General features: G+C 63.8%; 16 protein-coding genes. 13 read left to right on the forward strand and 3 right to left on the reverse strand.

The window, feature by feature from the left end; genetic code table 11:
* Window positions 1-709: 709 nt before the first annotated feature.
* The 7 genes from NUW13_06910 to NUW13_06940 all read left to right on the forward strand — a co-directional run bounded on the left by NUW13_06910 (window position 710) and on the right by NUW13_06940 (window position 11,420).
* Window positions 710-3,901, forward strand: a complete 3,192-nt coding sequence (locus NUW13_06910; GenBank protein MCR4438757.1) for a DUF4981 domain-containing protein — start codon at window positions 710-712, stop codon at window positions 3,899-3,901.
* 29 nt (window positions 3,902-3,930) lie between these two features.
* The gene (locus NUW13_06915) at window positions 3,931-4,701 is read left to right on the forward strand and encodes an NTP transferase domain-containing protein (protein MCR4438758.1); all 771 of its coding nucleotides are present in this window, start codon (window positions 3,931-3,933) and stop codon (window positions 4,699-4,701) included.
* Window positions 4,698-5,786: a GHMP kinase gene (locus NUW13_06920; GenBank protein MCR4438759.1), complete on the forward strand. Its 1,089-nt coding sequence runs from the start codon at window positions 4,698-4,700 to the stop codon at window positions 5,784-5,786. The genes NUW13_06915 and NUW13_06920 overlap by 4 nt, the downstream gene beginning before the upstream one ends.
* Before the next feature lie 32 nt (window positions 5,787-5,818).
* Window positions 5,819-8,554, forward strand: coding sequence for an alpha-galactosidase (locus NUW13_06925; protein ID MCR4438760.1), 2,736 nt, complete (start codon window positions 5,819-5,821; stop codon window positions 8,552-8,554).
* Window positions 8,555-8,627: 73 nt separating this feature from the next.
* Window positions 8,628-9,743: a glycoside hydrolase gene (locus tag NUW13_06930; protein MCR4438761.1), complete on the forward strand. Its 1,116-nt coding sequence runs from the start codon at window positions 8,628-8,630 to the stop codon at window positions 9,741-9,743.
* A gap of 25 nt (window positions 9,744-9,768) precedes the next feature.
* Window positions 9,769-11,280, forward strand: a complete 1,512-nt coding sequence (locus NUW13_06935) for a sodium:solute symporter family protein (GenBank protein MCR4438762.1) — start codon at window positions 9,769-9,771, stop codon at window positions 11,278-11,280.
* Window positions 11,277-11,420 carry a hypothetical protein gene (locus NUW13_06940; protein MCR4438763.1) on the forward strand — a complete coding sequence of 48 codons (144 nt, stop codon included), beginning with the start codon at window positions 11,277-11,279 and terminating at the stop codon, window positions 11,418-11,420. Before NUW13_06935 ends, NUW13_06940 begins: the two co-directional genes overlap by 4 nt.
* A 128-nt stretch (window positions 11,421-11,548) precedes the next feature.
* Here NUW13_06940 and NUW13_06945 read toward each other — a convergent pair whose 3' ends face one another.
* The 3 genes from NUW13_06945 to NUW13_06955 form a co-directional block, all read right to left on the reverse strand.
* Window positions 11,549-12,451 (reverse strand): substrate-binding domain-containing protein, encoded by a 903-nt coding sequence (locus tag NUW13_06945; GenBank protein ID MCR4438764.1) that lies wholly within the window; start codon window positions 12,449-12,451, stop codon window positions 11,549-11,551.
* Window positions 12,452-12,560: 109 nt separating this feature from the next.
* Window positions 12,561-13,787 (reverse strand): ABC transporter permease, encoded by a 1,227-nt coding sequence (locus NUW13_06950; GenBank protein ID MCR4438765.1) that lies wholly within the window; start codon window positions 13,785-13,787, stop codon window positions 12,561-12,563.
* The gene (locus NUW13_06955; GenBank protein ID MCR4438766.1) at window positions 13,781-15,313 is read right to left on the reverse strand and encodes a sugar ABC transporter ATP-binding protein; all 1,533 of its coding nucleotides are present in this window, start codon (window positions 15,311-15,313) and stop codon (window positions 13,781-13,783) included. Before NUW13_06955 ends, NUW13_06950 begins: the two co-directional genes overlap by 7 nt.
* Before the next feature lie 367 nt (window positions 15,314-15,680).
* On the opposite strand from NUW13_06955, the gene NUW13_06960 reads away from it, so the two are divergent.
* From NUW13_06960 to NUW13_06985, 6 genes are all read left to right on the forward strand, one after another.
* Window positions 15,681-15,911, forward strand: a complete 231-nt coding sequence (locus NUW13_06960) for a YfhL family 4Fe-4S dicluster ferredoxin (protein MCR4438767.1) — start codon at window positions 15,681-15,683, stop codon at window positions 15,909-15,911.
* Window positions 15,912-16,104: 193 nt separating this feature from the next.
* A complete protein-coding gene (locus NUW13_06965) occupies window positions 16,105-17,952 on the forward strand; it encodes a hypothetical protein (GenBank protein ID MCR4438768.1) in 1,848 nt (615 codons plus the stop codon).
* Window positions 17,953-17,980: 28 nt separating this feature from the next.
* Window positions 17,981-20,116, forward strand: coding sequence for a hypothetical protein (locus tag NUW13_06970; GenBank protein MCR4438769.1), 2,136 nt, complete (start codon window positions 17,981-17,983; stop codon window positions 20,114-20,116).
* On the forward strand, window positions 20,117-21,157 hold the full coding sequence (locus NUW13_06975; GenBank protein ID MCR4438770.1) for a bifunctional oligoribonuclease/PAP phosphatase NrnA: 1,041 nt from the start codon (window positions 20,117-20,119) through the stop codon (window positions 21,155-21,157). It begins immediately after the preceding gene.
* Between the two features lie 165 nt (window positions 21,158-21,322).
* Window positions 21,323-23,920, forward strand: a complete 2,598-nt coding sequence (locus tag NUW13_06980; protein ID MCR4438771.1) for a GAF domain-containing protein — start codon at window positions 21,323-21,325, stop codon at window positions 23,918-23,920.
* Window positions 23,921-23,962: 42 nt separating this feature from the next.
* Window positions 23,963-25,837, forward strand: a complete 1,875-nt coding sequence (locus NUW13_06985) for a PAS domain S-box protein (GenBank protein MCR4438772.1) — start codon at window positions 23,963-23,965, stop codon at window positions 25,835-25,837.
* Window positions 25,838-25,881: the final 44 nt, after the last annotated feature.

Genomic DNA, 25,881 nt, shown 5'->3' on the forward strand with positions numbered 1-25,881 from the left:
ACCGGCCTATCTCAAGTCATTTTTTTCCCTATGCAGGGCAGGCTTGGAGGGCCCGTGCTCCGCCTCGTGTTGGCCTCCGAGGCGGCCTGGGCCTGTACGGCTATCCGCTTCTCACCTCACCAGCGCCACCTTGGGGCCCACCGACTGCCCGCCCAAGACTAGCCGGAATAGATGGCTCGTGGATGCCAGCGCACCCTCAGTAACGTCCGCGAGGGCCTCCTCTTCTCATCGCTTCTTGACGTTCGGCCCAGGAGCCACCAGCTCCAGCACCTCGTTCTGGTGGTGGTCAGCTTCTTGTGGAGGGGGAACTGGCAGCGAGCGGCGAAGGCGGTCACTGGTGGGCCCGTGGGCCTGGTCGCCCGCACCCGCTCATTGGGCGACACTGCTGGCGTTGAGAGGCGGGGTACTTTCCCCTTGCATTTTGCATGAATTTGTTTATCTTTCAAAGGTCGCGCACCCGCGTGGGGAGGATTCGTTTGGGCGGAGCATGCGTCGGTCTGCCCCCATCGACTTGGCGCGAACTTCGCTACCGGAGGCCGGGCCACGCTGGGTGCGCACATGAAGGCTGGGCAGTGGCGATAGGTGGTGGCCCTTGGCGCAGGCGGGTCGCCGGTGCAGAGGAGTCGATGACGATGGCCGCTGTTACTGACGCACTGGCAACGGCCCACACCGATGAGATGAGCCAAGTCCTCTTGGCTGGAGGAGATAGATGAGACTTACTGCTTTTCCGTTGCTACCGGTACTTGTGCACGTAGCCTTGAGCTTTTCTGTCGTAGGGGCCACGCGGGCACTCCAGGACTCCCACTGGGAAGACCCCGCGGTGTTTGGTATCAACAAAGAGCTCCGGCATGCGACCATGGCCCCTTTTGCCACCCAGGAGCAAGCACTTTCCTTTACGCGAGCCATGTCGCCCTTTCTGGTGTCGCTGAATGGCCTCTGGCAGTTCCACTGGGCCAGACGGCCGGACGACCGTCCGCGCGACTTCTATCGGCCGGATTTTGACGCCAGCGCGTGGGACAGCCTCCCCGTGCCGAGCAATTGGCAGATGCACGGCTACGACATCCCCATTTACACCAACGTGCGCTACCCTTTTCCGGCCAATCCGCCGTACATCCCGCACGACTTCAACCCGGTAGGTTCTTACCGGAGGACTTTTACCCTTCCCGAGAATTGGGCGGGCCGCCAAGTGTTCCTGGTCTTTGACGGAGTCGAGTCGGCTTTTTACTTGTGGGTGAATGGCGAGCTGGTTGGCTACAGCCAAGACAGCCGCACTCCCGCGGAGTTCAACATCACCGGCTTTCTCAAGCCGGGCCAGAACTTGCTGGCGGTCGAAGTCTACCGCTGGTCGGACGGTTCGTATCTGGAAGACCAGGACTTTTGGCGGCTGAGCGGCATATTCCGGGACGTGTATTTAATGGCGCGGCCGACGGTGTACGTGCGGGACTTTTTCGTTCGCACCGCACTGGATGGTGCCTACCGTGATGCTACGTTGCGGGTGACCGCCAAGGTCCGCAACAACGGGCCCACAGGGGTCAGGAAACCAACCTTGGAGGCCGTGTTGCTGGACGGCGTGGAGCCGGCGGCGCCGGTGGTGGCCAGTATGACCGCCAGCACTCCCTACTTGGCATCCGGCGCGGAGAGCACCATGCTGCTGAGCGCGGAGGTGGCCAATCCCCGGAAATGGTCGGCCGAGAAGCCGCACTTGTACACGCTTGTCTTGACCCTGAAGGATGCTGACGGCCGAGTGCTGGAGGTCATCCCGTGCCGCGTTGGCTTCCGCAGCGTGGAAATCAAAGGCGGGCAACTGCTGGTCAACGGCAAGCCCATCTACATCAAGGGGGTGAATCGCCACGAGCACGACCCGGACACCGGCCACTATGTGACTGTGGAGTCGATGGTGCGAGACATTCTGCTCATGAAGCGCTTCAATATCAACGCCGTGCGCACCTGCCACTATCCGGACGCCCCTGCGTGGTACGACCTCTGTGACTACTACGGCCTCTACGTCATCGACGAGGCCAACGTCGAGTCGCACGGCATAGGCTACGACCCGGAGCGGACGCTGGCAAACAAGCCGGAGTGGCGAGCGGCCCACGTGGACCGCATCACCCGCATGGTGGAACGCGACAAGAACCACCCATCGGTCATCATCTGGTCCCTGGGCAACGAGGCAGGCGACGGCACGACCTTCGAGGAGGCAAGCGACTGGATTCACCAGCGCGATCCGTCGCGGCCGGTGCATTACGAGCGCGCCGGCACGCGTCCCCACACCGACATCGTCTGCCCGATGTACCCACCTCTCGAGCATCTGGTGCAGTACGGAAGCCAGGACCGCGACCGACCGCTCATCATGTGCGAGTACGCCCACGCCATGGGTAACGCCGTCGGCAACCTGCAGGAGTACTGGGAGGTCATCGAGCGGTACCGGAATCTGCAGGGCGGCTGCATCTGGGACTGGGTGGACCAAGGCCTGCGCAAGCATGCCGTGAACGACAGGGGGGAGGAGGTCTGGTTCTGGGCATACGGCGGCGACTTTGGCGACCAGCCCAACGACGGCAACTTTTGCTGCAACGGCCTGGTGCTGCCCGACCGACGAATTACCCCGAAGCTCTGGGAGGTAAAGAAGGTCTACCAGAACATCGCCATCGAGCCGGTAGACCTCCTGCACGGGTGGGTACGCGCGCGGAACAAGTTCTTCTTCACCGACCTTGGGGAATTCATCCCCACTTGGGTGCTCACTGAGGATGGCAGCGAAATCCAGCGCGGCGCTCTTTCGCCGCTGGCCATCGGCCCCGGGCAAAGCACTGTGGTGCGCATTCCCTTCAGGAAGCCGCGCCTTCGTCCGGGCGCGGAGTACCACCTCCGCATTTCTTTCCATCTCCGCGACGCTACTTCCTGGGCGGAACAGGGGCACGAGGTCGCTTGGGAGCAGCTCGCGCTGCCCTTCCGGGTCAAGCTGGCTCCGCCTGTGCAACTTCCGCCAGAGGAGGTGCAGGTCGCCGAAGGGGACAGTGTTGTGTCCCTGCAGGGCAATGGCTTTGGGGCCACTTTCTCGCGCGCGAACGGCGCGCTGATCTCGCTGCGCTACTGGGAAAGGGAGGTGCTCGCGCAAGGAGCCAACCCGCCGGGTCCGGTGCTCAACGCCTTCCGCGCCCCAACTGACAACGACAAGGGTCTGCGCAAACCCTGGCTTGAGGCTGGCTTGGACCGCCTGGCGCCGCAACTGCAAGCCTTTGCCGTGGAGCGCGTGAGTGCGGGGGAGGTGCTGGTGCGCACCAAGCATGTCTGGACAGGGGCACCAGGCCGAGGGTTTACGCATTCGGCCACCTACCGGGTGCTGGCGAATGGCTGGATGGAGGTCGCAAACAAAGTGGAGCCCTTTGGCGAGCTGGCCATCCTGCCCCGTCTGGGCGTCCGCCTGCTGGTCGACGGCGCCTACGAACGGATGGAGTGGCTCGGCAGGGGACCGCGCGAGAACTATCCGGATCGCAAGAGCAGTGCAGACGTTGGCCGTTATCGCAGCACGGTGACGGAGCAATATGAGCCGTACGTACGCCCCCAGGAGATGGGCAACCACGAGGAGGTGCGTTGGCTGGCGCTGACGGACGCCAGCGGCGTCGGCCTGCTGGTCGTCTGCCCACAGCCTCTGGCCGTCTCTGCCCTGCACTTCACGGCCCATGACCTTGACAAGGCAGAGCACATCCACGAGCTCCGCCCGCGACCTGAGGTGGTGCTGTGCCTGGACTATGAGCAGTGCGGCCTGGGCAACGCCAGTTGCGGCCCGGGGGTGCTCGAGCAGTACGCGCTCAGAGCGGCGCCTGCTTCCTTCCGCTTCATCCTGCGACCCTATGAACCGGGTATGGGCGACCTTGCGCAGATGGCCAGGACGCTCTTGCCTTGAAGGACGCGCAGAGCACTGACAGAAGCCCAATGGCCGGAGAACTGCGCGCGGTCATCCTGGCCGCAGGCAGGGGCACGCGCATGAAATCCGACCTGCCCAAGGTGCTCCATCCGCTGCTTGGCCGACCCATGGTGCAGTACGTAGTCGACGCGTGCCGCGCTGCAAGTGTGGAGACCATCTACTTGGTGGTTGGCTACGGGGCTGAGAAGGTGCGCCAGGCTCTTGGCCCTGGGCTCTGCTATGTTACCCAGGAGCCGCAGCTCGGCACCGGGCATGCGCTGCTGCAGGTGAGCCCGCTCTTGGCTGGCTACGAAGGTGACCTTCTCGTGCTGGTCGGCGATAGCCCGCTCATCACGCCAGGCCTCCTTCAGAAGCTCCTGTCGCTCCACCAGAGCAGCGGGGCAGCCGCCACCTTCCTCAGTGCGGTGTTCGACGCGCCGCCGGCCTATGGCAGGGTGCTGCGCGATGTGCAGGGGAGGGTGGTGCGCATCGTCGAAGAGCTCGATGCCACGCCGGAGGTGGCGGCAGTCAAAGAGGTCATCACTTCGCACTTCTGCTTTCGCGCCGAGGTGGTCCTGCCGCTCCTGGCGAAGATCGACAACCACAATGCCAAGGGCGAGTACTACCTCACCGACATTGTGGGCATCTTGCGCGCGGCCGGGCATCAAGTTGAGGCGCTGCCGGTGGAGGACACGCGCCTGGTCTGGGCAGTAAACACGCCAGAGGAGTTGACAGTGGCGGAAAGACTTTTCCAGGAACTGCAGGCTGCGGCACCCCTGGGCAAGGAGGCAGATCGATGAGCGCCCGCGCGCTGGTGGTCTCCGCGCCGGGGCGCATCTGCCTTTTTGGCGAACATCAAGACTACTTGGGGCTGCCGGTGATCGCCGCGGCCATCGACCGCCGCATCTGGATTAGCGGCCAGAGGAGGGAAGACGCCAGGTTTGAAATCGACCTGCCGGATATCGGCGCCCGCGAACACTTTTCCCTTCCTGGGCCGGTGCCGTACGAGAGGAAGCGCGACTATCTGCGCAGCGGCCTCAATGTCTTGCTGCGCAGGGGGCTGAGGCTGGAGAGGGGTTATTCATGCCGCGTCCATGGCACGATCCCCATCAACTCCGGCACCTCGAGCTCGTCTGCGCTGGTGGTGGCCTGGGTGCTGTTCCTGCTGGCAGCAGCCCAGGATGACCGCGCCGCAGACTCGATGTTTGTGGCTCGTTGTGCGCACGAAGCGGAGGTGCTGGAGTTTCACGAGCCCGGGGGCATGATGGACCACGTCACGGCCAGCTTCGGCGGCGTGTTGCACATCGAGTTTGCGCCGGAGCTGCGCATTGAGAGTCTGCCGGCCCGGCTGGGAAAATTTGTGCTCGGCGACTCGCACGAGCCAAAGGATACCACCGACCTCTTGGCCTGCGTGCGGGGAGGCTCGGTTGCTGCCATGGAGGCCCTGAAGAGTGCCGATGCGGCCCTTTCGTATCGTTCCGTGTCGCTTGCGGACATCGACCGGCACGAGAGGAGACTCAGCCGCGAGCAAAGCCAACTCCTGCGCGCACGGGTTGGCGTTCGTGATCTGACTGAACAGGCGCGCCTTCTCCTTCGGCAGGAGGAGGTTGACCATGGTCGCTTGGGGGCGTTGCTGACGGCTCACCATCGCCAACTCGGCGAAGGGCTGCGCATTTCTACACCCAAGATCGAACGCATGATCGCCGCCGCATTGACTGCCGGAGCTCTTGGGGCGAAGATCAATGGCTCCGGGGGCGGTGGCTGCATGTTCGCCTACGCCCCAGAGCGCACCGAAGAAGTGGCCCAGGCCATCACTGCTGCAGGGGGCGCGCCTTACGTGATCTCGGTCGCCCAGGGAGCCATGGTGGAGGAGTGCAACTTGTGAGGGCCCACACTGTCGAAATGAGAGGGAGAACTATGGCAAGACGCCTGGCATGTGTCGTCTGCGCTCTGCTCATGTTCTGGGTCGCGGCGCGGGCAGGGGATGCCTCTGCTACGGCGAGCAGTGGGCAGGAAGACCGCATCGTCGTCCTGGAAAACAACTGCCTTGTGTGCTCGTTGCGAGTGGAGGGAGGGCAGCTTGTCTCCGAAACATTGGCCGGGCAGCCCGGGTGGCTCACCGCGCACGGGAGCCGCACCGTGCGTGTCGAAGCAGACGGTGACTTTGCTCTGGAGCTTTTCTGGACGGATTGGTCAGCCCCAGGCAAGAAGGATAACGCCGACAACGAGCTGCTGGTGTCGGCGCGGGACTTCCGACTGCTGTCCGTGACGAGCAATGATTCCGCGAGAGACAGCAAGAGGACACACTTGCTGTTCCAGCACCGCCAAGCCTCCCTGCAGGTGCTGCTCAGCTACGAGCTTCCGGCTGATCGCCCCTACCTCAGGCGGCGACTCGCGGTGTGCGACCCGAAGCGCCACCGGCACTTTCTCCATTTTGTGTGGCCGCGCCGGGGAGCAATTGAGGGACCTCTGGCCCTGGTAAAGAACGGTGGTTTTGGACAGCCGGCTGCAGCGCGCATCCAGGATGGCGCTGTGTTCTGGGGCGTGGAGTACCCGGTGGCCACGACTTTGCTGAAGCTGGAGCAGACAGGCTCTGCTTCCCTCAGCTGTGGGCACGAAGCGGGGGAGGTGGTGGACAGCCTCTGGGTGCAGAGCGAGTGGGTGGTGACCGGCCTTTGCCCAAACCCGCACGCCAAGCTCTGGTTCTCTCGCTACTTGGACGACACCCGCGTCGCGCCGCTCCAGCCCTACTTGCTCTACAACTCGTGGTACGACGTGCGCGCCCCGGAGTACACCGAGCGGCCTGAGGATGTGATGAACGAAGCCAACGTGCTGCGCATCATCAGGGACTTTCAGCGCGAGATGTGGCAGAAGCGCGGCATCCGGCTGGACGCCTTCGTGTTGGACGATGGCTGGGACGTGTACAAGAGCGACTGGGTGGTGCGCCCGCAGGAGTTTCCGCAAGGCCTGAAACCCATAAGCCAGGCGCTCGACAGCTTGGGCACCGACTTGGGTATCTGGTTAGGACCCATTGGCGGCTATTCGCACCGAGACTGGCGCGTGGGCTGGATGAGAGAACATGGCTACGAGACCGTGGGCGACCAGATGTGCGTGGCCGGCACAAAGTACCACGCATTGCTCAAGAAACGCGTGGTGGATTTCGTCAAAGAGCACGGGGTGGGCTACTTCAAGTGGGATGGCATCCAGTTCTCGTGCAGCGAGACGGAGCATGGGCATCCCGTGGGCCTCTATTCGCGGCGCGCCACCTTGGAGGCGGTGATTGACCTTTGCCAGTCGGTGCGCGCTGCCCGACCAGAGGTCTTCCTCAACATCACCTCCGGTACCTGGCTAAGCCCCTGGTGGCTCAAGTACGCCAACACCATCTGGATGCAAGGCGCTGACTATGGCTACGCCGACGTGCCCTCCATCAGCCGCCGCGATGCCGCCATGACCTATCGTGACCATGTCCTGTTCGAGGACTATGGCATCAACGACTTCTGGTTTCCCGTTGCTAACCTCATGACCCATGGTATCATCAAGGGCAACCTGCAGAAGCTCGGCGGCGAAGATGAGCCGCTGGACAAGTTCACCAACAATGTCCTCCTCTACTTTGCCCGAGGGGTGACCATGTGGGAGCTGTACATTTCACCCAACCTTCTCAGCGAAGGAGAGTGGGAGGCCCTGGCCCAGTCCGTCGCCTGGGCGCGGGACCACTTTGACCTGCTGGTGCACACGGCCATGATCGGCGGACACCCAGGCAAGCGCGAGCCCTATGGCTACGCCCACTTTGCCGGCAGCCGGGGCATCGTCGCAGTGCGCAACCCGTTCATCGAACCGAAAGAAATCCCCATCCCGCTTGCCCCTGGATTGGGTATCGACGATAAGGCGGCGTCGCTGGTGGTGGAGCGCGTCTACCCCACGCGCCACCTCTGCCCGCAGCTCTACGCGGCCGGCGCCACAGTGCACGTGCCTCTGCAGGGGTACGAGACGGCGGTCTTTGAAATCTACCCGCTGGCCGAGGCGAACGAACCGCTACTGGCCGGGGTGACCTTCGAAGAAGAAGCGACGGCGCTCGACGTCCGCCACTTGCGCATGCTTGGCGAGGCACAAGAGCCGCGCCTACTGAACCCAGAACTCGTGGCACCGGGAGTCTTGGCAGAGGTTCTCAGCCAGGTTGGAGCCCTTTCCGCACCGGCGGGTCAGGAGAGGCGCCCTGCAGGCCAAGTCAGCACGAAACGCGGCAGAGGTGAGCTGGAAGCAGCCGTTCAGATTCCCGCCGGGTTAGCGAAAGCAGAGTTGGCCGTCCTGTTTGAACGTGAGCCAAGGACTGCACAGAGCCAGGCCTCTTTGCGCGTAAGGGTGGACGGGCGAGAGGTGCAGCCGTCTATCGAAGGGGATCTGCGCAGTTGGCTCTGGGCGAAGCTGCAGTTGCCCGAAGGAGAGCACAAGGTGACCTGCAGGGTGGTTGGTGGCGAGACGAAATGGCGAGGAACCGCAGCGGCGTGGCTAATTTATTGGGTGCGGCCCCAGGCGCGGGAATTGACCATCCCACTGAAACAGCCGCGCGAGGCGCAGCGGCCGCTGCCCCCGCGACCGTGGCCTGCAGGCGTGGTCGAACGGGTGGTCAAGGTGGGCGAGGCGAGGCTTCCGTGAAAGACCTCGGGCGGGGAGAGCTGCCCGCCAGCAAGGCGCGGGTTCAGGAGAGGCCATGAATAGGAGGAATTCCATGAAGTGGCACGTGCTCATGGTGAACGTTTGCCTGTGGGGAGTAGCCGCTGGCGCTGCTCCAGACGCCGGCACGCGCTGGATACACCCGCGCTGCGATACCCTCAACCTGCCAAGGCGAGGCCCCTTTGTGCTCATGGCAGATGGCGCCTTGGCCACCCTGGATGACCGCGGCTTTTCCTTGAGCTATGACGGCGGCAAGAGCTGGTCGGAGCCATCGCCCGTGTGCGAGGGCATCAACCCGGCCGAGCCCGCCTCTTACCACCTGCTGCGCACGAAGAGCAACGTCTTGGTGGTCGTCTTCCTGAACTTTGCAGGGCGCAAGTTTAGTTGGGATGGTGAGCGAAACGAACCTGGGGACTGCAAGCTGGAGGTGTGGGCCGTGCGCAGCCTGGATGGCGGCAAGACGTGGATCGACAAGCTGCGCCTTCTTGATGGCTACAACGCCAATTTCTTCGGCCTGATTCAAACCAGTTCCGGGAGGGTCGTGGTGCCTTTGCAGCACCTGGTGTCTGACCCCGGACGGCTGGTCACTTGCTCCTTTTGGTCCGACGACGATGGCCACACGTGGCGGCGCAGTAACTGGATCGACTTGGGCGGACACGGCCACCACGACGGGGCCTTCGAACCCACGATCGCCGAGCTTCCCGATGGCCGGCTCCTCATGCTGATACGCACCAACTTGGACCGTTTCTGGCAGGCCATCTCTGAGGACAGTGGCCGCTACTGGCGGACCATCCAGCCCTCGCCCATCAACGCCAGCAGCGCGCCAGGCCATCTGGTGCGCCTACGCAGCGGCCGCTTCGCGTTGGTTTGGAACAGGCTCAATCCCGAGGGCCGGACCTGGCCCAAGAGCAATCCTTCGCCGTTTCACACGGAATTCCCTGCTTCCTGGCATCGGGAGGAGCTGAGCATAGCCTTTTCCGAAGACGGTTTGCACTGGGGCGAGCCGGTGGTCATCGCCCGGCAGGTTGGCGGCCAGCTTAGCTATCCCTACCTGTTCGAGCCCTCTCCCGGGCAAATCTGGGTGATAGTAGGCTTTGCCCTGAAGAAACTCTGGCAGGACCCCTGGCCGTTACAGTTGCGTTTGCGAGAGAAGGATTTCGTCAAACAGTAGGAGCTCAAAGACACGGAGACGGTGCATGGACCTCTACGCGACTAACTTTGCCACGGTGGATTGGCTGATTCTGCTAACCTACGTCTGCATCCCGGTGGTGATTGGGGTGCTGGTGCGCAAGTACGTGCGCGGCATCGGCGACTTTATCGTGGCAGGCCGCTCGCTGCGGCTGTGGCTGGCTATCGCCACGATGAGCGGCACGGAGATCGGCCTGGTCACGGTGATGTACAACGCCGAGCTGGGCTTCAAGCATGGCTTTTCCGCCTTTCACATCGCCGTCTTGGAATTCTCCTGTATCTTGGCCATCGGCCTGACCGGGTTCATCGTTTACCGGCTGCGCAAGATGGAAGTGATGACCATCCCAGAGTTCTATGGGAAACGGTTTGGGCGAAATGTGCGCGTTCTGGGTGCCATCATCCTCGCCCTGGGTGGCATCCTCAACACTGGCCTCTTTCTCAAAGCATCGGCACGCTTTATGGTGGGCGTGGCAGGCTTCAGCGATCCGGCTGGGCTGAAAATCATGATGACGGTGATGCTCCTCATGGTGCTGGTTTACACGGTGCTGGGCGGCATGGTGTCGGTGGTCATCAACGACTTTGTGCAGTTCATCGTCCTTTCGGTGGGGATGCTCTCGGGGACCTACTATGTGTTGCAGACGGTGGGTTGGCGCACCCTGTTCCAGGCACCGGTGGGCGTCAATGCTGACGCCTGGTTCAATCCTCTGCACGAGGGCTCGGGGTTTGGGCCGCTGTACGTGGGTTTTATGATGGTGCAGCTCTTGGCGGCTGGTGCCCTGTGGCAGACAGGGACCCAGCGCGCCCTTGCGGCCAAGTCACCACGCGTGGCCAGGCAGCTCTACGCGTATAGCTCCATTTCGTATGCGGCGCGTCGCATCATCCCGATGCTGTGGGGGATCGGCGCCTTTGTCTTCATGGCCAATGTGCCCGAGTTCCTCCGCGCCTTCCAGGGGCCGGAGGCGTTAAGCAGCGAGTTAGGCATGCCGCTGTTCATCGCCAAGATCGTGCCGAGCGGTCTGCTGGGTTTGCTCAGCGCGGGCATGTTCGCCGCGTTCATGTCGACCCAGGACAGCTACTTGCTGAGCTGGAGCGCGGTCATCACCCAGGACATCATTGCCCCGTTGCGCAGGCGGGAGCTTTCCGACCGGGCCCGGCTGCTCATCACCCGCGTCTGCATCGTCACGGTGGGCATCTTTCTGCTGGTCTGGGGGCTCTGGTTCGAGGCGCCGGTCTCTTTGTGGAACTACATGGCAATTACGGGCACCATCTATTTGGCGGGGGCCTTTACCGTAATCGGCGCCGGTCTGTACTGGAAGCGGGCCAGCACAACAGGCGCCTATCTGGCCCTGTGTGCCGGCGTGGTGGCGGTGTTGGGCATCGGGCCGTGGACCAAGGGGGCAGATGTGCCCTGGTATCTGAGCGACAGGTTCTTTGGCCTGTTGGCGTTTATCTTAGCCTTTGTCGGCATGGTGGCGGGTTCGCTACTCTTCCCGGACCGGGCAAGGGAGGATCGCGCATGAGCTGGATACTGCTGTGGAAGTTGGTGGTCGTGCTCACGCTCGCCGCATTTTCTGCGCTGGTCGCGTTGGTGCTGATCGGTGGCGTGGGCAACATTGCGCAGATGCTCAAAGACCTGCGCCAGCCCGATGATGTGGCTTGAGACAAAGGTCTGACGTACCGGCACGGCCTCGACCTTGGGAGAGGAGGGAAACTACTCTTGCCCTTTTTCCTCGGGTTCTTTAGCCGATGCCGGCGCGGAAGAGCTCGGCCTGCAGGGCGCAAACCCGGCTATGGCTTGGCGGGAAGAAACTCGGCGACGTTGGCCTTGGTAATGCGCGCCGTGGGCAGGGTGATGCGCTTGGGCACCTTCTCGCCCCTGAGCACCTTGAGCGCGGCGCGCAGCCCCTCTTCGCCGGGCGTGGGATAGAGGAAGGTGCCGGCCAGGATGCCCTCAGCTACCCACTTGCACCCCTCCTCGGGGATGCCATCGATGCCGATGAACTTGATGTCCTTGGCGCGGCCTGCGTCCTGAGCGGCAAGATACGCCCCGAAGGCCATGGGGTCGTTGTGGGCGTAGACCAAGTCGACTTTCGGGTGTGCCTTAAGGGCCGTCTCCATGATGGTGTAGGCCTTGTCTTGCTTCCAATCACCGTCCTGCCGGCCGACCACCGTCTTGATGCCCGGCTCGTTATCGATGACGTGCTGAAAGCCGGCGTGGCGCTCCTGGGCGGGAGTCGAGCCCATGCCGCCCCAGATCTCCACGATGTTGCCCTTGGCCCTTCCCTTGCCACCGAGGAGCTCCACCGCATACTGGCCGGCCGCGCGCCCGATCTCCATGTTGTCAGCGCCGATGAAGCAGGTGTACTTGTCGGTGTTCACCCCGCGGTCCAGCACGATGACCGGAATGCCCGCATCGTAGGCCTGCGCCACCACATCCGTGAGTCCGGCGGACTCTTTGGGCGAGATCAGGATGGCATCCACCCGCTGGCGGATGAAATTCTCCACCTGCGCCACCTGGTTGGCGGTCTTGTCCTGCGCATCGGCAATGATGAGCTTGACCTCCGGGTGCTTGGCGGCTTCCGCGCGCAGGCGAGCGTTGAACAGCACCCGCCAGGGCTCAGTGGTTGTGCACTGCGAGAAGGCAATCACCCACTTGCTCTCGCTCTTTTTCTTGCCACATCCGGTTGCCATCAGAGAAGCCAGCACTACCAGCGTGAGAAACCTCAGCATGTAGAACGACCTGTGCATCACCATTCCTCCTGGTCTGAGAACCCGCGCTCTTTTGCTTTCCCTCCGGTGCTCAGGGCCCTGCTCGGTGCGGCAACGAGCGCCGCAGGCGACGCAGCCAGTCGCCAAAGCGTCCCTCCTGCAGCAGTACTGCGGCAACGATAATCACTCCCTTGAAGACCAACTGCACGTTGTAATCCACGTTGCGCAACTGGAGAATGTTATTCAGCAAGCCAAAAATGAACACCCCCACCAGCGTACCGATGACCGAGCCACGCCCGCCCAGCAGGCTGGTGCCCCCGATGACCACCGCGGCGATGGCGTCCAGCTCCATGCCTGTGCCGGCATCGGGCTTGCCTTGCCGGTATTGCGCGCAGTAGAGCACGCCGGTAAGGCCGGCCAACAAGCCCGATACCGCGTAAGTAGCCGTCTTGATGGCCGCAACGTTGATGCCGGACAGGCGGGCGGCTTCCTCGTTGCCGCCGATGGCGTAGACGTAGCGGCCAAAGCGCAGCTTCTTGAGCACGAAATGGCTGGCGGCCACACAGAGCAAGAAGATGAGGCCTGGGACCGGGACGACACCGCCCAGGCGCGCCCGCAAGAACTGGAACGCAGGGGTCGCCCCCTCCGGGCCGATGTAGACCTGGTACACGGAATGGTCCTTGCCGGCGATGAGCCGGGCCGAGCCAAGCGCGGCAATCATCATCGCTAAGGTGACGATGAACGGCTGCAGGCGCCCCTTGGCGATGAGCAGGCCGTTGAGGGTCCCCATGAGGAGCGTCACGCAGGGCACGGCTACCAGCACGCCGAGCACGGAAAAGCCAGTGTCTGACTGGCGGGCAAGCCATATCCAAACGAGCACCGCAGCAACTGCGCCCGCACCCGGGGCGAGGAGCATGGCGGGTGTCCGTCGTGCACGGCTCAGGCGCCAGGCCCCGACTGCCACCGCGCTGCCCACGACCGCGGCAGTGGCGGGTACACTCACGTAGGTTGCGGTGGACCAGCCGCGCACAGTGAGGAGCATTGCCGTCAAGGTCGAGCCCAAGGCCATCACCGTGCCCACGGAGAGGTCGATGCCGGCCACCAAGATGACCATGGTCATGCCCACCGCTAAGATGCCATTGTTGGAGACCTGGCGAAGCACGTCGGCAAGGTTATCCGGACTGAGGAAGACGTTGGTGCCGTCGGCGGCAATGGGGGACAGGGCAATGCCTGCCGCGAAAAGGGCAGCCAAGCCGAGGTAGAGCTTGAGGAGCGCCAGCAGTTCGAGCAAGCGGCGCACGCCCTGGCCTTTCAGCATGGCGCCACCTCCTCGGCAAGCGCATGCGGCGAGGCGGCTTCCAGAATCTTCTCCTGCGTTGCCTCGCCGTGCCCAAAGCAGGCGCTGATGCGGCCATCGCGCAGCACTATGATCCGATCGGCCAGCGCCAGCAGTTCGGGCAACTCGGAGCTCACCATGAGCATGGCCATACCCTGCGCTGCCAGAGAGGCAAACAGTTCGTACAGCTCTGCCTTGGCCCCCACGTCGATGCCACGCGTCGGCTCATCCAAGAGCAGCACGCACGGCGTAGTGGCCAGACACTTGCCCGCCACCACCTTCTGCTGGTTGCCGCCGCTCAGGGTCTCCACCGGCTGGTGAAAGCCAGTCGCCTTGATGCGCAGCCGTTGCATCAGCTCTTGCGCCAGGCGACGTTCGCGCCGGCCAGAGATGACTGCCGCGCGCAGCAGCTTGTGCAAGGTTGCCAGGGTCAGGTTGCGACCGGTGCTCATGGTGATCACCAGCCCGGAGCGGCGCCGGTCCTCGGGCAGGAAGGCAATGCCATGGCGTAGCGCATCGCGCGGGGAGCTCAGGCAGATGGGTGCGCCGTGCAGGAGGATCCGCCCGCCCATGCGCAGCGGATGCAGGCCGAAGAGGCACTCCAAGAGCTCAGTCCGGCCGGAACCGAGCAGGCCGGCAATGCCGAGAATCTCGCCCTCATGCACCTCCAGGCTGATGTGGCGCAGCACAGGCGGGAGGCCTGGTAACTCCGCCTCCAGCGTAAGGCGTTCGACTTGGAGAACTGCGCCGGACCTCGGCGCCGGGTGGTGCGCGTGGAATGTCGATAGCTCGCGTCCTACCATCATTCTGATGACCTCGGCGCGGGAGGTTTGGGCCGCAGGTACCGTGCCCACCAGACGGCCATCGCGCAGCACAGAGATGCGGTCGGCGACGTGAAAGACCTCGCCCAGGCGGTGCGAGATGTAGATGATGGCGATGCCCTGATTCCTCAGCCTGTTGAGCACCTCGAACAAGGCCGCCGTCTCTGCCTGCGACAGGGCAGAGGTGGGCTCGTCCATGATGAGCACGCACGCCGCGCGGGACACGGCCCTGGCAATTTCTACAAGCTGCTGCTGGCCGATGCGCAGGTTGCGCACGAGGGCCGACGGTGGAATGGCAATATGGAGCTGGGCAAGGAGCTCGGCGGCCATCCGTTCCATCCGCCCCTTGTTGACGATCCCGCTGCGGCGCAGTGGCTCCCTGCCTAAGAAGATGTTCTGCGCCACGGTGAGCTCCGGCACCAACGTCAGCTCCTGGTAGATGATGCCGATGCCTGCTTCCTGCGCCTGCCGGGGGTTTTGGAAGGAGGTGGGGTGACCGGCAAGGAGGATAGTGCCGGCGTCTGGAGTCAGGGCGCCGCTGAGGATTTTCATCAGGGTTGACTTGCCGGCACCGTTCTCGCCGACGAGGGCGTGCACTTCCCCAGCGTTGACGTCGAAGCTCACCTCTTTGAGAGCCTGCACGCCAGGGAAAGACTTGCTGATCATGACCGCGCCAAGCAGTGCCATCGTGCTCGTTCCTGACCCGATCGCCGCCTCACGTTGCGCGAATATATGATATTCCGCTTTGAAATGCAAGGGTGAAAAGGGAACCACACCGGGCCGAAAGGCCGCGCGACGGCGGAGGACACAGACAGCCCAGAGGACTTTGAGGGCAAGCTTCTCTGGGAGCGAACCGGCGCGCCTCTTCGCCATCGCCGCCTTGGTCAGTCAGCGCCCTGGCGAGGGCGCACGTATGCCTGACCTCTCGCCCCCGGGAATTTGCCCTTGACGCGGTTGGTTTTTATTGGTATATTTATGGCTCACAAATCGACCAGGTCGCTGGGAAGGCCCTGCGGAACGTCGCGTTGCGGTTGCAGAGACGCCACACCACCCAGTGCGAGAAAGGCGAGGCCGAACAACAAGGAGGACCCCTCTCATGGCGATGAAGATTACCGAAGAGTGCATCAGCTGTGGCGCCTGCGAACCGGAATGCCCAGTGAGCGCGATCAGCGAGGGCGATGAGATCTACATCATCGATGCAGCCGTGTGCGTGGAGTGCAAGGGTCACTATGACAACCCGCGCTGCGTGGAGGTCTGCCCGGTCGACTGCATCGTCAAAGCATAACCGGCTGACCTGGCCGCCAATGTGCGGCACTACGGTCCGCGCGGAGCCCGACGCGTCGCTATGGCAGGAGTGGTACCACCTTGTCTGACTGCACGCGTCAATGCGCATGGGTAGCGTTGCCTGCAGGAAGGGCATTCCCCGCCACAGAGCCGCTACCCTTTTCTGTTTCCGAAGGGGGAGCGAGTCACTGGCCATGACAAAGCAGACTCTTGCCACAATTGCTGCCACCTGCGCCGTCCTCTTCGCCTCCTCTGGACACGGGCAATCACCGGCATTCCTTCCGCTGGACCAGGTGCGTCCTGGCATGAAGGGCATCGGCAAGACCGTGTTCTACGGGAGCCAGGTGGAGGAGTTCGGCGTGGAGGTGGTCGACGTCATCCGCAACTACTATCCGCAGCAGGACCTCATCCTGGTGCGGCTGCACGGCGAGCGCGTTGACTACACCGGCGTGGTGGCAGGCATGAGCGGCAGCCCGGTCTACCTTGAGGGCAAGCTGGCCGGTGCGCTCGCCCTGCGCGTGGGCTCGTTTGCCAAAGAGCCGTTGGCAGGGGTCACCCCCATTGCGCAAATGTTCTCCTTGATCGACAAAGAGAAGGATCGCCACCTCGAGGAGGCCCAGGTGGGGAGCGCCTGGAATCCGTACCTCGATTTGGCGCTAAGCGGGGCCGGCCAGGGCCGGGATACCGACAGCGTGTGGGAGGAAGTAGCGTCCGCCCGTGCGTCTTCCAGCACCCTCCCTGTGCCGGTGGGCTTCTCCGGATTTCGGAGCGAGGTCGTCGACTATGCGCGCGAGCGATTGGCACGTTGGGGCTTTGTGGCCGTGCAAGGCGGAATGGGCTCGCAAAGGGCTACTCCGGGCCCGGTCAATCTGCAGCCAGGCGACGCGGTCTCCCAGGTGCTGATTGATGGCGACATGGTCATCGACGTGGCCGGCACAGTCACCTGGTGCCAGGGGGACACGGTGCTGGCGTTCGGGCACCAGGTGTTCGGTGTGGGGGCAGTGCGCTTGCCCATGGGCGAGGCGCGCGTGCTCACCACGGTGCCCAGCCTGATGGGTTCGGACAAGGTTACCGCGGTCTCGCGCATCATCGGCACCATCCGCCAGGACCGCATCTCGGGCCTGTTCGGCATCGTCGGCGAGGAGCCGCCCATGGTCCCCGTGCACATTCGCTATCACAGCCTCAACGGAAGCACGCAGGAGTACCGTTTCCGCGTGGCCGTGGCCAGGCAGTTGGACACAGTCATCCCTTTCTACCTGCGCATCGCGGTGCTCAATGCCTTGCTCACTAGTCGCCTTGGCGGAGGTGATGTGAGCCTGCGGGCTGAGGGCCAGATTTTCTTGGCGGACGGCCGGAGGGTGGCGCTGGACAATTTTTTCACCGGCACGCGCACCGCAGGTTTCTTTTCGCCGAGCAGCGACGGGGTAATGGCAGCGGACGACTTGGCGGCGATGCTTGCCTCGCTCATGGTGAACCAGTTCCAGGAAGCTGCCATCAGCAGAGTGGAGGTGGAGTTCAGCGAGCGTGCCGGCTTCGCCTCTGCACAGATTGCGGCCGTGTGGTACGACAAGACCGAGGTTGTTCCCGGCGATACGGTGGGCATCACCGCCGTGCTGCGCCCGTTTCAGTCCGACAAGGTGGTGCGCGTAGTGCGCCAGGTGGTGATCCCCAGGACGGTGACTGCGAATCGGGTGACGATCGTGCTCGGCGGGGCAGCGGCAGTGACCGCCGCCGAGCGGCGCCAAAACCCTGCCCGCTTTCAACCGAGAAGTTTTGGCCACTTGCTCAAGTTGCTGAATGAGCGGCGGCGCAACGATATGCTCTACCTCCAGCTGGTCTCGCCGGAGATTGGCGTGATGGTGGGAGATGCCCCCATGCCGAACCTGCCGCTGTCGGTGCTCACCGTGCTCAACTCCAATCGACTGGCGCAAGGGGCGATGCTGACAGGGAATGTCGTGTATGAAGAAGCAATCCCGGTGGGCATGGTGGTGAGCGGCAGCAGGTCGTTGCGCGTGCGCGTCAAAGGGCGCGCCCAACCTTGAGCGCGGCCAGGCGGAAAGGTCCATTGCTATGCGACGACTCTGTTTGGTTACCTTAGTTCTCTGCTGGACGCTGGCACAGGCTGCCACGACCCGGTTTGCCGAGTTCACCACTTATGCCTCCCTGGAAAAGGGGAGGCTCGTCGGCGTGACCTTGACGCCACGCGGCGAGCTGACCTTGGCGCCGGCGGTGCAAAAGCTGGCCGACCTTGGCGAACCGCTCGTCTGGTCCATGGTGGCAGACCGGCGTGGCAACCTTTTCGTGGGCACAGGCAACGACGGCAAGGTCTTCCGCATCGGGCCGAACGGCGAGCTCTCGCTCGTCTTTGATGCCGAGGAGCCGGAGGTGTATGCCTTAGCCGTCGCTTCGGATGGCACATTGTACATGGCTCCGTCACCAGGGGGGAAGATTCTTGCAGTTGGGCCGTCGGGCCAGGTTTGCCTGGTGGTCAAGCTCCCGTGCTCCTACGTGTGGGGGCTTGTGGCGGACCAACAGCGCACCCTGTATGCCGCCACCGGGGACAAGGCGGGTCTGTACCGAGTACTGCGAAGCGGTGCGGCTGAGCTCCTGTTTGCTCCCACTGAGGCGCATCTGCGCAGCCTCACCTGGGGCAGCGACGGTGCGCTGCTGGTCGGTTCCAGCAAGAACGGCTACGTGTACCGCGTGACCCGGGACGGCAAGGCCTTCACCTTATACGATTCGCCTGCCGAGGAAGTGCACGCCCTCGCCCTCGGGAGGGATGGCGTGCTCTACGCGGCCGCGTTGCAGGAGAGCGCAGGGCGACCGGAGCGGCCAGGGGCAGCGCCACCTGCAGAGGAAGGGCAAGAAGCCGCAGAGGAACAGGAGGTCCTGCTCCCGCCGGCGCGCATCACTCCCACCGAGGTTGGGCGCGCTGCCGGGGGCAGCGTCTTGGCTATTGACCCGGACGGCAACGCCACCGAGTTGTGGCGCTCGGACAGACAGTGCGTGCTGGCACTGGCGGTCACTGCCGCCGGCAAGCCGATGGCGGGAAGCAACGACAAGGGGAGGTTGTTGGTCCTCGAGCGGGGGGAGGAGGCCACCATCATCACCACGGTGGAGGGAGAGCAGATCACGGCCATTGTCGCCGGTGCGGACGACGCCCTCTACGTGGCTACCTCGAATCCGGGCAGAGTCTTCCGCGTGGGGCCCGCGTATGAACGCGTTGGCGTCTACGAGTCGGAGGTCATCGACGCGCGCGTGGTGGCGCAATGGGGGCAGCTGCGCTGGAAGACAGTCGGTGGTGCCGACCAGGTGCGCCTGTACACACGGAGCGGCAATACCAAGGAGCCGAACGAGACCTGGAGTCAGTGGTCGAAGGCCTATCGCGATGCGGCAGGTGAACAGATCGACAGCCCGCCGGCCCGTTTCCTGCAGTGGAAGGCAGAGCTGCACAGGCAGAGCCATGAGAGCCCGGCGGTGAGCGGAGTGGTCATAGGTTACCGGCAGAAGAACCTGGCGCCGGAGGTGAACAACGTCACCGTGCTGCCGCCTGGCGAGTACTATCGGCCGCCGCGCGACGCGCGGGACAGCGCAGAGGAGAAAGAAGGGGACGCTGTGCCAACAGGGGTGCGCAGCCCGCGGCAGTTGGGCAAGAGCGAGAAGCGCACCGGTTGGCGGGCGGTGAGCTGGCGGTTCTCGGATCCCAACGACGACTACCTCCTTTTTACTATCTCGTACCGGCGCGTGGGGTCAAAGAACTGGCGCCGACTGGTCAGCGACCTGGACAACAACTTCTACTCCTGGGACAGCCGCTTGATGCCCGACGGCGAGTACGAACTCCAGATAGAGGCTACCGATGCCCCCTCCAACGTCGTGGGCGAGGCGCTCAGCGCCAGGCGGATCTCGCGCTCCTTTGTGGTGGACAATACGCCCCCGCAGGTCGTTGCCCTGCGCTGGGACAAGAAAGCAGGCAGGGCTATCATCGAAGTGCACGACGAGTGGAGCCCCCTGCAGCGTGTCGAATATGCCCTGGATGCCGGGCCGTGGTCTCTGCTCGAACCCCGCGACGGCGTGCTCGACGCACGGCAGGAGGTCTTTGAGCTGAGGGTGGAGCTTTCCGGTGGCCAGGAAAGGGAGCTGGTCGTCCGGGCAGTGGACGAGGTTGGCAACATCGGGTTTGGGTATTTGACGGTGAGGGGTGAGTAGGTGAGCAGCAGAAGCTGGCAGAAGGTTATCGAGTTCATTTCGACCCGCAACGACTTTATCATCACATCCCACATCAGTCCTGATGGCGATGCCATAGGCTCAGAATGTGCACTCGCCCTCATGCTCGCCCACAAGGGCAAGCGCAGCCACATCATCAATGTCAGTCCTACGCCCAATCACTACCGCTTTCTCGATCCGGAGGGGGCCATCGCCCAATACGACCCCAGTCAGCATCTAGAGTTGTTCCGATCTGCTGGGGGAGTCTTTATCGTGGACATCAGCGACTGGGCCCGCCTGCGCGAGGTGGGAAAAGTCATCAGGGAGTTTCATCTGCCACGGGTGTGCATCGATCACCACACCCAGAGCGACGGCATGGCCGACATCGAGGTGGTGGACTCGAGTGCCTCCTGTACCGGGGAGCTTCTCTTTGACCTGAGCCGGGCGATGGGGATCAAGCCCACGGGTAGGCTGACAGAGGCGCTCTACACCTGCCTGGTGACGGACACCGGCTCATTTCGCTTTGCCAACACCACGCCAGAAGTGCATCGCATGGCTGCTGAGCTGGTAGCCGCAGGCGTGGAGGTGGGCAAGGTCTATGAAGAAGTCTATGAGAGCAACTCGCCGGCAAAGGTGCGGCTTATGGGCGAGGTGCTGCGCTCGCTGAGCTTCGAGTGCGAAGGAGCGCTGGCCTGGTTTGCCCTTACCCGTCAGGCGCTGGAGCAAAGCGGTGTCATGACCTGGGAGCTGGAGAGCTTTCCGGAGCTGCCGCGCATGGTGGCAGGAGTGGAGGTCAGCCTCTCCTTAACCGAACTGAACAACGGGCGAACCAAGATCAGCCTGCGTTCCAAAGGGCGCATCCCCGTGATTGGCATCGCCGCGAAATTCGGCGGGGGAGGGCACACCTTTGCGGCGGGAGCCTCTGTGCCTGGCAGCCTCGATACTGTTCTGGAGCAGGTGCTGGCCGAGACGCGCCGGGTGGTGGAATCTCACCTCCAGGCAAAGACGTCATGCGCACAGCGGACAAACGGGGCCGCCTCGTGAAAGCGGCTGCCCCGCACGCGCGTGCTCCTTCTCGGTTGAGCGCGGAGCGGTCGCGCCCAGTTTTCCCTTGAATTTGTGAGGGGAATGCGCTACTTTTTGACACGACTGCAGGCTCAGGTGGCCCGTGGTGCGCAGTGGGTGGCGGTGTGGTGAGGAGAGAAGGGGATGAGTGAGCACGAGAGCAAAGACAGAGCCGCCGCCTTGCAAGTGCTGGTGGAGGCAGTTGCCAGGGGCGATCTGGTGGAGGTCGGCCAGTTGGCCCGCCAGGCGGTGGAGTCGTCCTTGAGCTGCGAGCAGGCGGTCATCCTCAGGTACGACGCGGAGCGCCGGGTCTTTGCCACGACACCTCTCTTGAACCAAGAGGGCCGCTTTGCACGGCGCGAGGTGCTGGTGCCTGAAGAGGAGTGCTCCTGGAAGGAGGCGGTGGCCTCGCCTGGCGCCTTCACCATCAGCGCCGCTGAGGTGAGCTCTCCTGCCGAAAGGGAACTCTTGGGCGATCACGCGGTGGTCGCCTTTGTGTTTCCGTTCTATTGGGGCTCGGAGCTGCTGGGTATTGTCCACGCAGTGGCCACAGAAGCACGCGGGCTCACCCCTGGCGAGCAGGCGGCAGCGCAGGAGGTGGCGGCGCTTGTGGCACTTGCCTTGGAGCGCGCGCGGGTCAATGCCTGCTCCGCCGCAGCCGAAGAGGCGGCAGCGCAGTGGCGGGAACGATATGCGCGTCTGTTCGAGCATGTGGAGCGGCCGGTCATGGTGGTGGACGTGGCCGCTGATCTCATTTACGAAGCCAACAAGGCCATGGCAGCGCTGGTGGGCTACGAGCCTCATGAGCTCCACGCGCTGCGGCTCTCGGCGCTCTTCCGCCCGGGGGGAATGCCGGATTGGCGCCGCGCCCTCACCAACGCCCAAGTGCCGATCGATTGCACCGTGCAGAGCAAGTCCGGCGATCCTTTGCAGGTGACCATGGAAGTGGCACGACTCGGGACTCCCGCTGGCGAACGCTGTCTGCTCATCCTGCGGCCTGTGCAGGCAGGCGCCCGGCCAGACAGCCGGGTGGCGCAGCTGAGCGAGCTTGGCGAACTACTCAGCGCCTTGGCCGAATCCGGTGAGGTGGAGGACGGCATCGACTGCGTGTTTGCGCGCATAGGCAAGGAATTGGGGGCTAAGTGTGGCACTTTGCACGTGGTGCCTGGTCAGGGCCAAACTCTGAAGATGAAGGCCTTCCGCGACTGTGCTCAGGAGGGCGCACCCCCTTTTGCGGCGCCAGCCTTCGTCGAAGGCCCTTACCAGAGAGTCCTGGAGGCGGAAGACGTAGTCGAATGTCCGTCGGTTGCCGCTTCCCAGGAGTTTTCCTTCTTGCGGGAGGTGGCGGCGCGCGCAGGCTATGGCGCTTTCCTTGCCGCTCCTCTGCGCCTGGCAAGGCGCGCGGTGGGGGTTTTGACCTACTTTTTCCCCCAGGCGCGTTCCTTTGCCGTGGACCATAAGGAGCTGTTGGCCCATGGCGCCCGGTTGCTTGCCCTGCTGGTCACCTGGGCAGAGCGCGGCCAGCGCCTGGAGCGTGCGGCCTCAGGTGCCCAAACGGCCCTGGACATGGTGGCCGGACTATGGGGCCTGCGCGAGGTGGAGGCTGTTGTGGCACACGTGGGCAAGCACCTGCACCGGAGAATGGACTTTGATCTCCTGACGGTCACCCTTTTCGAGGAAGGCGGCAGCCAGGCGCGTGCCCTCTGCTTGGCTTCCCAGGACATGGCCGAGGTGGTCAGGGCAACATACCGCTGGGAGCCGCTTGCTGATGACCACTTGGGATGGCTGAGGCCACAGTTCGCTGAGCCGGGCGCGCCGGGCCAACTCGCCCTGGCCGACAAGTTGGGCTCCCGGGTGAGCGTGCTCCTCCTTGCAGAGGGCCTGTACCTGGGGAATCTCTCCTTAGGGGCTCTGGGTGAGGACGCCTTTAGCCAGGAGGATGTCCAGCTCATGCGCATGGTAGCGCCGGTGGTGGCAAGGGCGATCGCTGCCTGCGGCGCGCAAGCGGCTACTCACGAGGAAGTCGAGCGTGTGAGGGAGGAGACCGTCCCCGCAGGGCAGGGAGCCCCGCGCCCGCAAGAAGAGAAGAGGCCGAGCCTCCCCAGCGAGCTCGCCGCATTGCGGCGTGCCATTGAGGAACTGGATCCCTCCTTACGACGACACCTCAGCGCGCACGGCCTTGGGCAGGAGAGGAGCATCGAGTGCTGGGAAGCTGTGCGAGCCAATCTCGATCGCCTGCTGTCGGCAGTCCAGGAGCAAGGCACTGGACGAACCATCAGGCCGGAGGCTGAAGCTCCCCGCACCGTGTCGGTGCAAAAGCTGCTCAACGAGGTCACGGTGGAGCTCGACAGGGCCGGCGCATTGAAAGAGGTGCAGTTGGTGGTGCTATCCGGGCCACCCATGGAGATTGTTGCACGGCAGAGTCCGCTGGCCCAGGCCTTGCGCCAGGTCCTTGCGGGGGTCGTGGCGATGGTCGTCGGAGCGGGGCGACCGCGAGTGGAGGTCGGCTATCGGGAGCAGTTGCTCAGCAAGTTCCTCTACGTGCGCTATCTGGGGCCGGCGCCGGATCTTTCTGCCACACGGGCTGGGGACGCGCGATGGCGCGCGGCCAATGAGCAAGTGCGGCAGGCTCAGCACCTGGTTTCCCTGTGCGGCGGCAAGCTGCTGGTACGGCCCCTGGTGAGCGGCGAAGTAGAGCTTCTGGTCAGTTTCCCCAAAACCGCTGCCATAGGGGACGGATAGTCTTTGAGCGCGTGGCGCGGCAGTGCGACACGAGAGAAAAGGGTGAAGAAAGAAACTGCGACAAGAATCCTGATCGTTGAGGATGACGAAGCGCAGGCGCGCCTGATGCGCCTGGCCATCGAGCGCGGCGATCTCGGGTGCAGTATAGAGCTCGCGGCCAATGGCGGCGAGGCGCTGGACATGGTGCGCCGGGGGCGCTACGCGGCCGTGGTCCTGGACTACAACCTGCCGGTCATGGACGGCCTGGCCCTTATGCAGGCCTTGGAGCGGGAAAAGATCGTCGTCCCGGTCATCATGACCACCGGAGAGGGGAGCGAAGAGGTGGCAGTTGAGGCCATGAAGCGCGGCGCCTACGACTACCTCATCAAGCGGCCGGGCTACCTTGAAGTTTTGCCGCGCGTGGTCGCCAAGGCCATCGAGCGCCACCGCTTAGAGAGCGAACTCCGCAGGACAGAACTCCAGTACCGCACCCTGGTGGCCTTGGCCTCGGACGCTATTTTCGTGGAGGAGGTGGACAGCGGTCGCCTGCTCGACGCCAATGCGCGCGCCGAAGAGCTCACCGGGCGCAGCCGCCGCGAACTGCTGGCCACGACCATGTCGTCGCTCTGCCCGCCGGAAGAACAGGGCAAGCTGGAGCGCCTGCGGCAACTGGCTCTGCGCGGCAAGGTGAGCGCCGTTGATGAGCTCGGCCTCCTGCACAGCGACGGCCACGAGGTCTATGCCGAGGTGAGCAGCAGCGTGGTGGACCTGGGCGACAAGCGGGTCATCCAGACCATCATGCGCGACGTCACGCAGCGGCGTCGCCTCGAGCAGCAGATCCTGCTCAGCAAGAAGCGCCTGCAAGCAGCGTTCGACGGCATCCAGGACATGATTGCCGTGGTGGACCAGCGCCACACCATCGTCATGGCCAACCGGCACCTGGCAGCGCAATGCAAGGTCCCGCCCAACGAGCTGATCGGCAGCCGCTGCTACACAGCCCTGTTTCGACGTTCCTCCCCTTGCGAGGACTGCCCCACTCTCCGCGTCCTGCACGAAGGGCAGACGCAATTCGAGGAGCGGGAAATAGGCGAGGCGATTTTCCACCTCTGGTGCTATCCGATGCCCGGACTTGACGGGCGGCCGGAGCTGGTGGTGGAGCACGTCAAGGACGTCACCGAGCAGAAGCGCATCGAGCAGCACCTCATCCAGTCGGAGAAGTTGGCCACAGTGGGCATGCTCTCCTCGGGCATCGCCCACGAGTTGCGCAACCCCCTCAACATCATCGAGTCTGCCCGCTACTACCTGCAAGAGACGCTGACCGATGTGGATGCCGAGGTGCGCGAGAAGTTGGAAATGATCCAGCGCAACGTGCGGCGGGCTGCCACCATCATCAACAACCTGTTGGAGTTTTCTCGGCGCTCTGCACACGAGCTCGAGCTGTTCGATGTGCGGCGCGTCGTCGACAGCACGCTTATCCTTCTGGAAAAGGAGCTGGCTTCTCGCCAGATCCGGCTTGTGCGCGAACAGGCAGAGGAGGAGCGGCTGCCGCGCGTCTGCTTCAACTTGGACTCCTTGAAGCAGGTGTTCCTCAACATCATCCTCAATGCCATCCAGGCTATGCCGGAAGGGGGTGTGCTGCGCATAGCCCCACGCCTCACAGACGATGGCCGATGGGTGGAGGTCGATGTCAGCGACACCGGTTGCGGGATATCCGCTGACGAGTTGAAATACCTGTTTACCCCGTTCTACACCACCAAGAAGGTCGGGGAGGGCACGGGATTGGGCCTCTACATCTCCCGCTCGATCATCAGGCGCTATGGCGGCGACATCGCCGTGCAGAGCCAGATCGGACAGGGCAGCACCTTCACTGTGCGGCTGCCCGTGGCCGAGGCCGAACAGGCACCGCCGCCTGCCACGCAGACGGAGGGGCGTCAATAGGATGGGGAGCCTGGCGCTCTCGACCACGACAAATGGGTTGATAG

Source organism: candidate division KSB1 bacterium (genome assembly GCA_024655945.1).
Taxonomy (GTDB): domain Bacteria; phylum Zhuqueibacterota; class Zhuqueibacteria; order JANLFK01; family Oleimicrobiaceae; genus Oleimicrobium.

Coding starts and splice junctions, on each gene's coding strand:
- NUW13_06955 (MCR4438766.1), bottom strand. CDS start 15,313: ATGGCACTGCTTGGCGCGGTCATGATCAGCAAGTCTTTCCCTGGCGTG.
- NUW13_06980 (MCR4438771.1), top strand. CDS start 21,323: ATGAGTGAGCACGAGAGCAAAGACAGAGCCGCCGCCTTGCAAGTGCTG.
- NUW13_06945 (MCR4438764.1), bottom strand. CDS start 12,451: ATGGCAACCGGATGTGGCAAGAAAAAGAGCGAGAGCAAGTGGGTGATT.
- NUW13_06910 (MCR4438757.1), top strand. CDS start 710: ATGAGACTTACTGCTTTTCCGTTGCTACCGGTACTTGTGCACGTAGCC.
- NUW13_06965 (MCR4438768.1), top strand. CDS start 16,105: ATGACAAAGCAGACTCTTGCCACAATTGCTGCCACCTGCGCCGTCCTC.
- NUW13_06970 (MCR4438769.1), top strand. CDS start 17,981: ATGCGACGACTCTGTTTGGTTACCTTAGTTCTCTGCTGGACGCTGGCA.
- NUW13_06920 (MCR4438759.1), top strand. CDS start 4,698: ATGAGCGCCCGCGCGCTGGTGGTCTCCGCGCCGGGGCGCATCTGCCTT.
- NUW13_06925 (MCR4438760.1), top strand. CDS start 5,819: ATGGCAAGACGCCTGGCATGTGTCGTCTGCGCTCTGCTCATGTTCTGG.
- NUW13_06930 (MCR4438761.1), top strand. CDS start 8,628: ATGAAGTGGCACGTGCTCATGGTGAACGTTTGCCTGTGGGGAGTAGCC.
- NUW13_06915 (MCR4438758.1), top strand. CDS start 3,931: ATGGCCGGAGAACTGCGCGCGGTCATCCTGGCCGCAGGCAGGGGCACG.
- NUW13_06940 (MCR4438763.1), top strand. CDS start 11,277: ATGAGCTGGATACTGCTGTGGAAGTTGGTGGTCGTGCTCACGCTCGCC.
- NUW13_06935 (MCR4438762.1), top strand. CDS start 9,769: ATGGACCTCTACGCGACTAACTTTGCCACGGTGGATTGGCTGATTCTG.
- NUW13_06950 (MCR4438765.1), bottom strand. CDS start 13,787: ATGCTGAAAGGCCAGGGCGTGCGCCGCTTGCTCGAACTGCTGGCGCTC.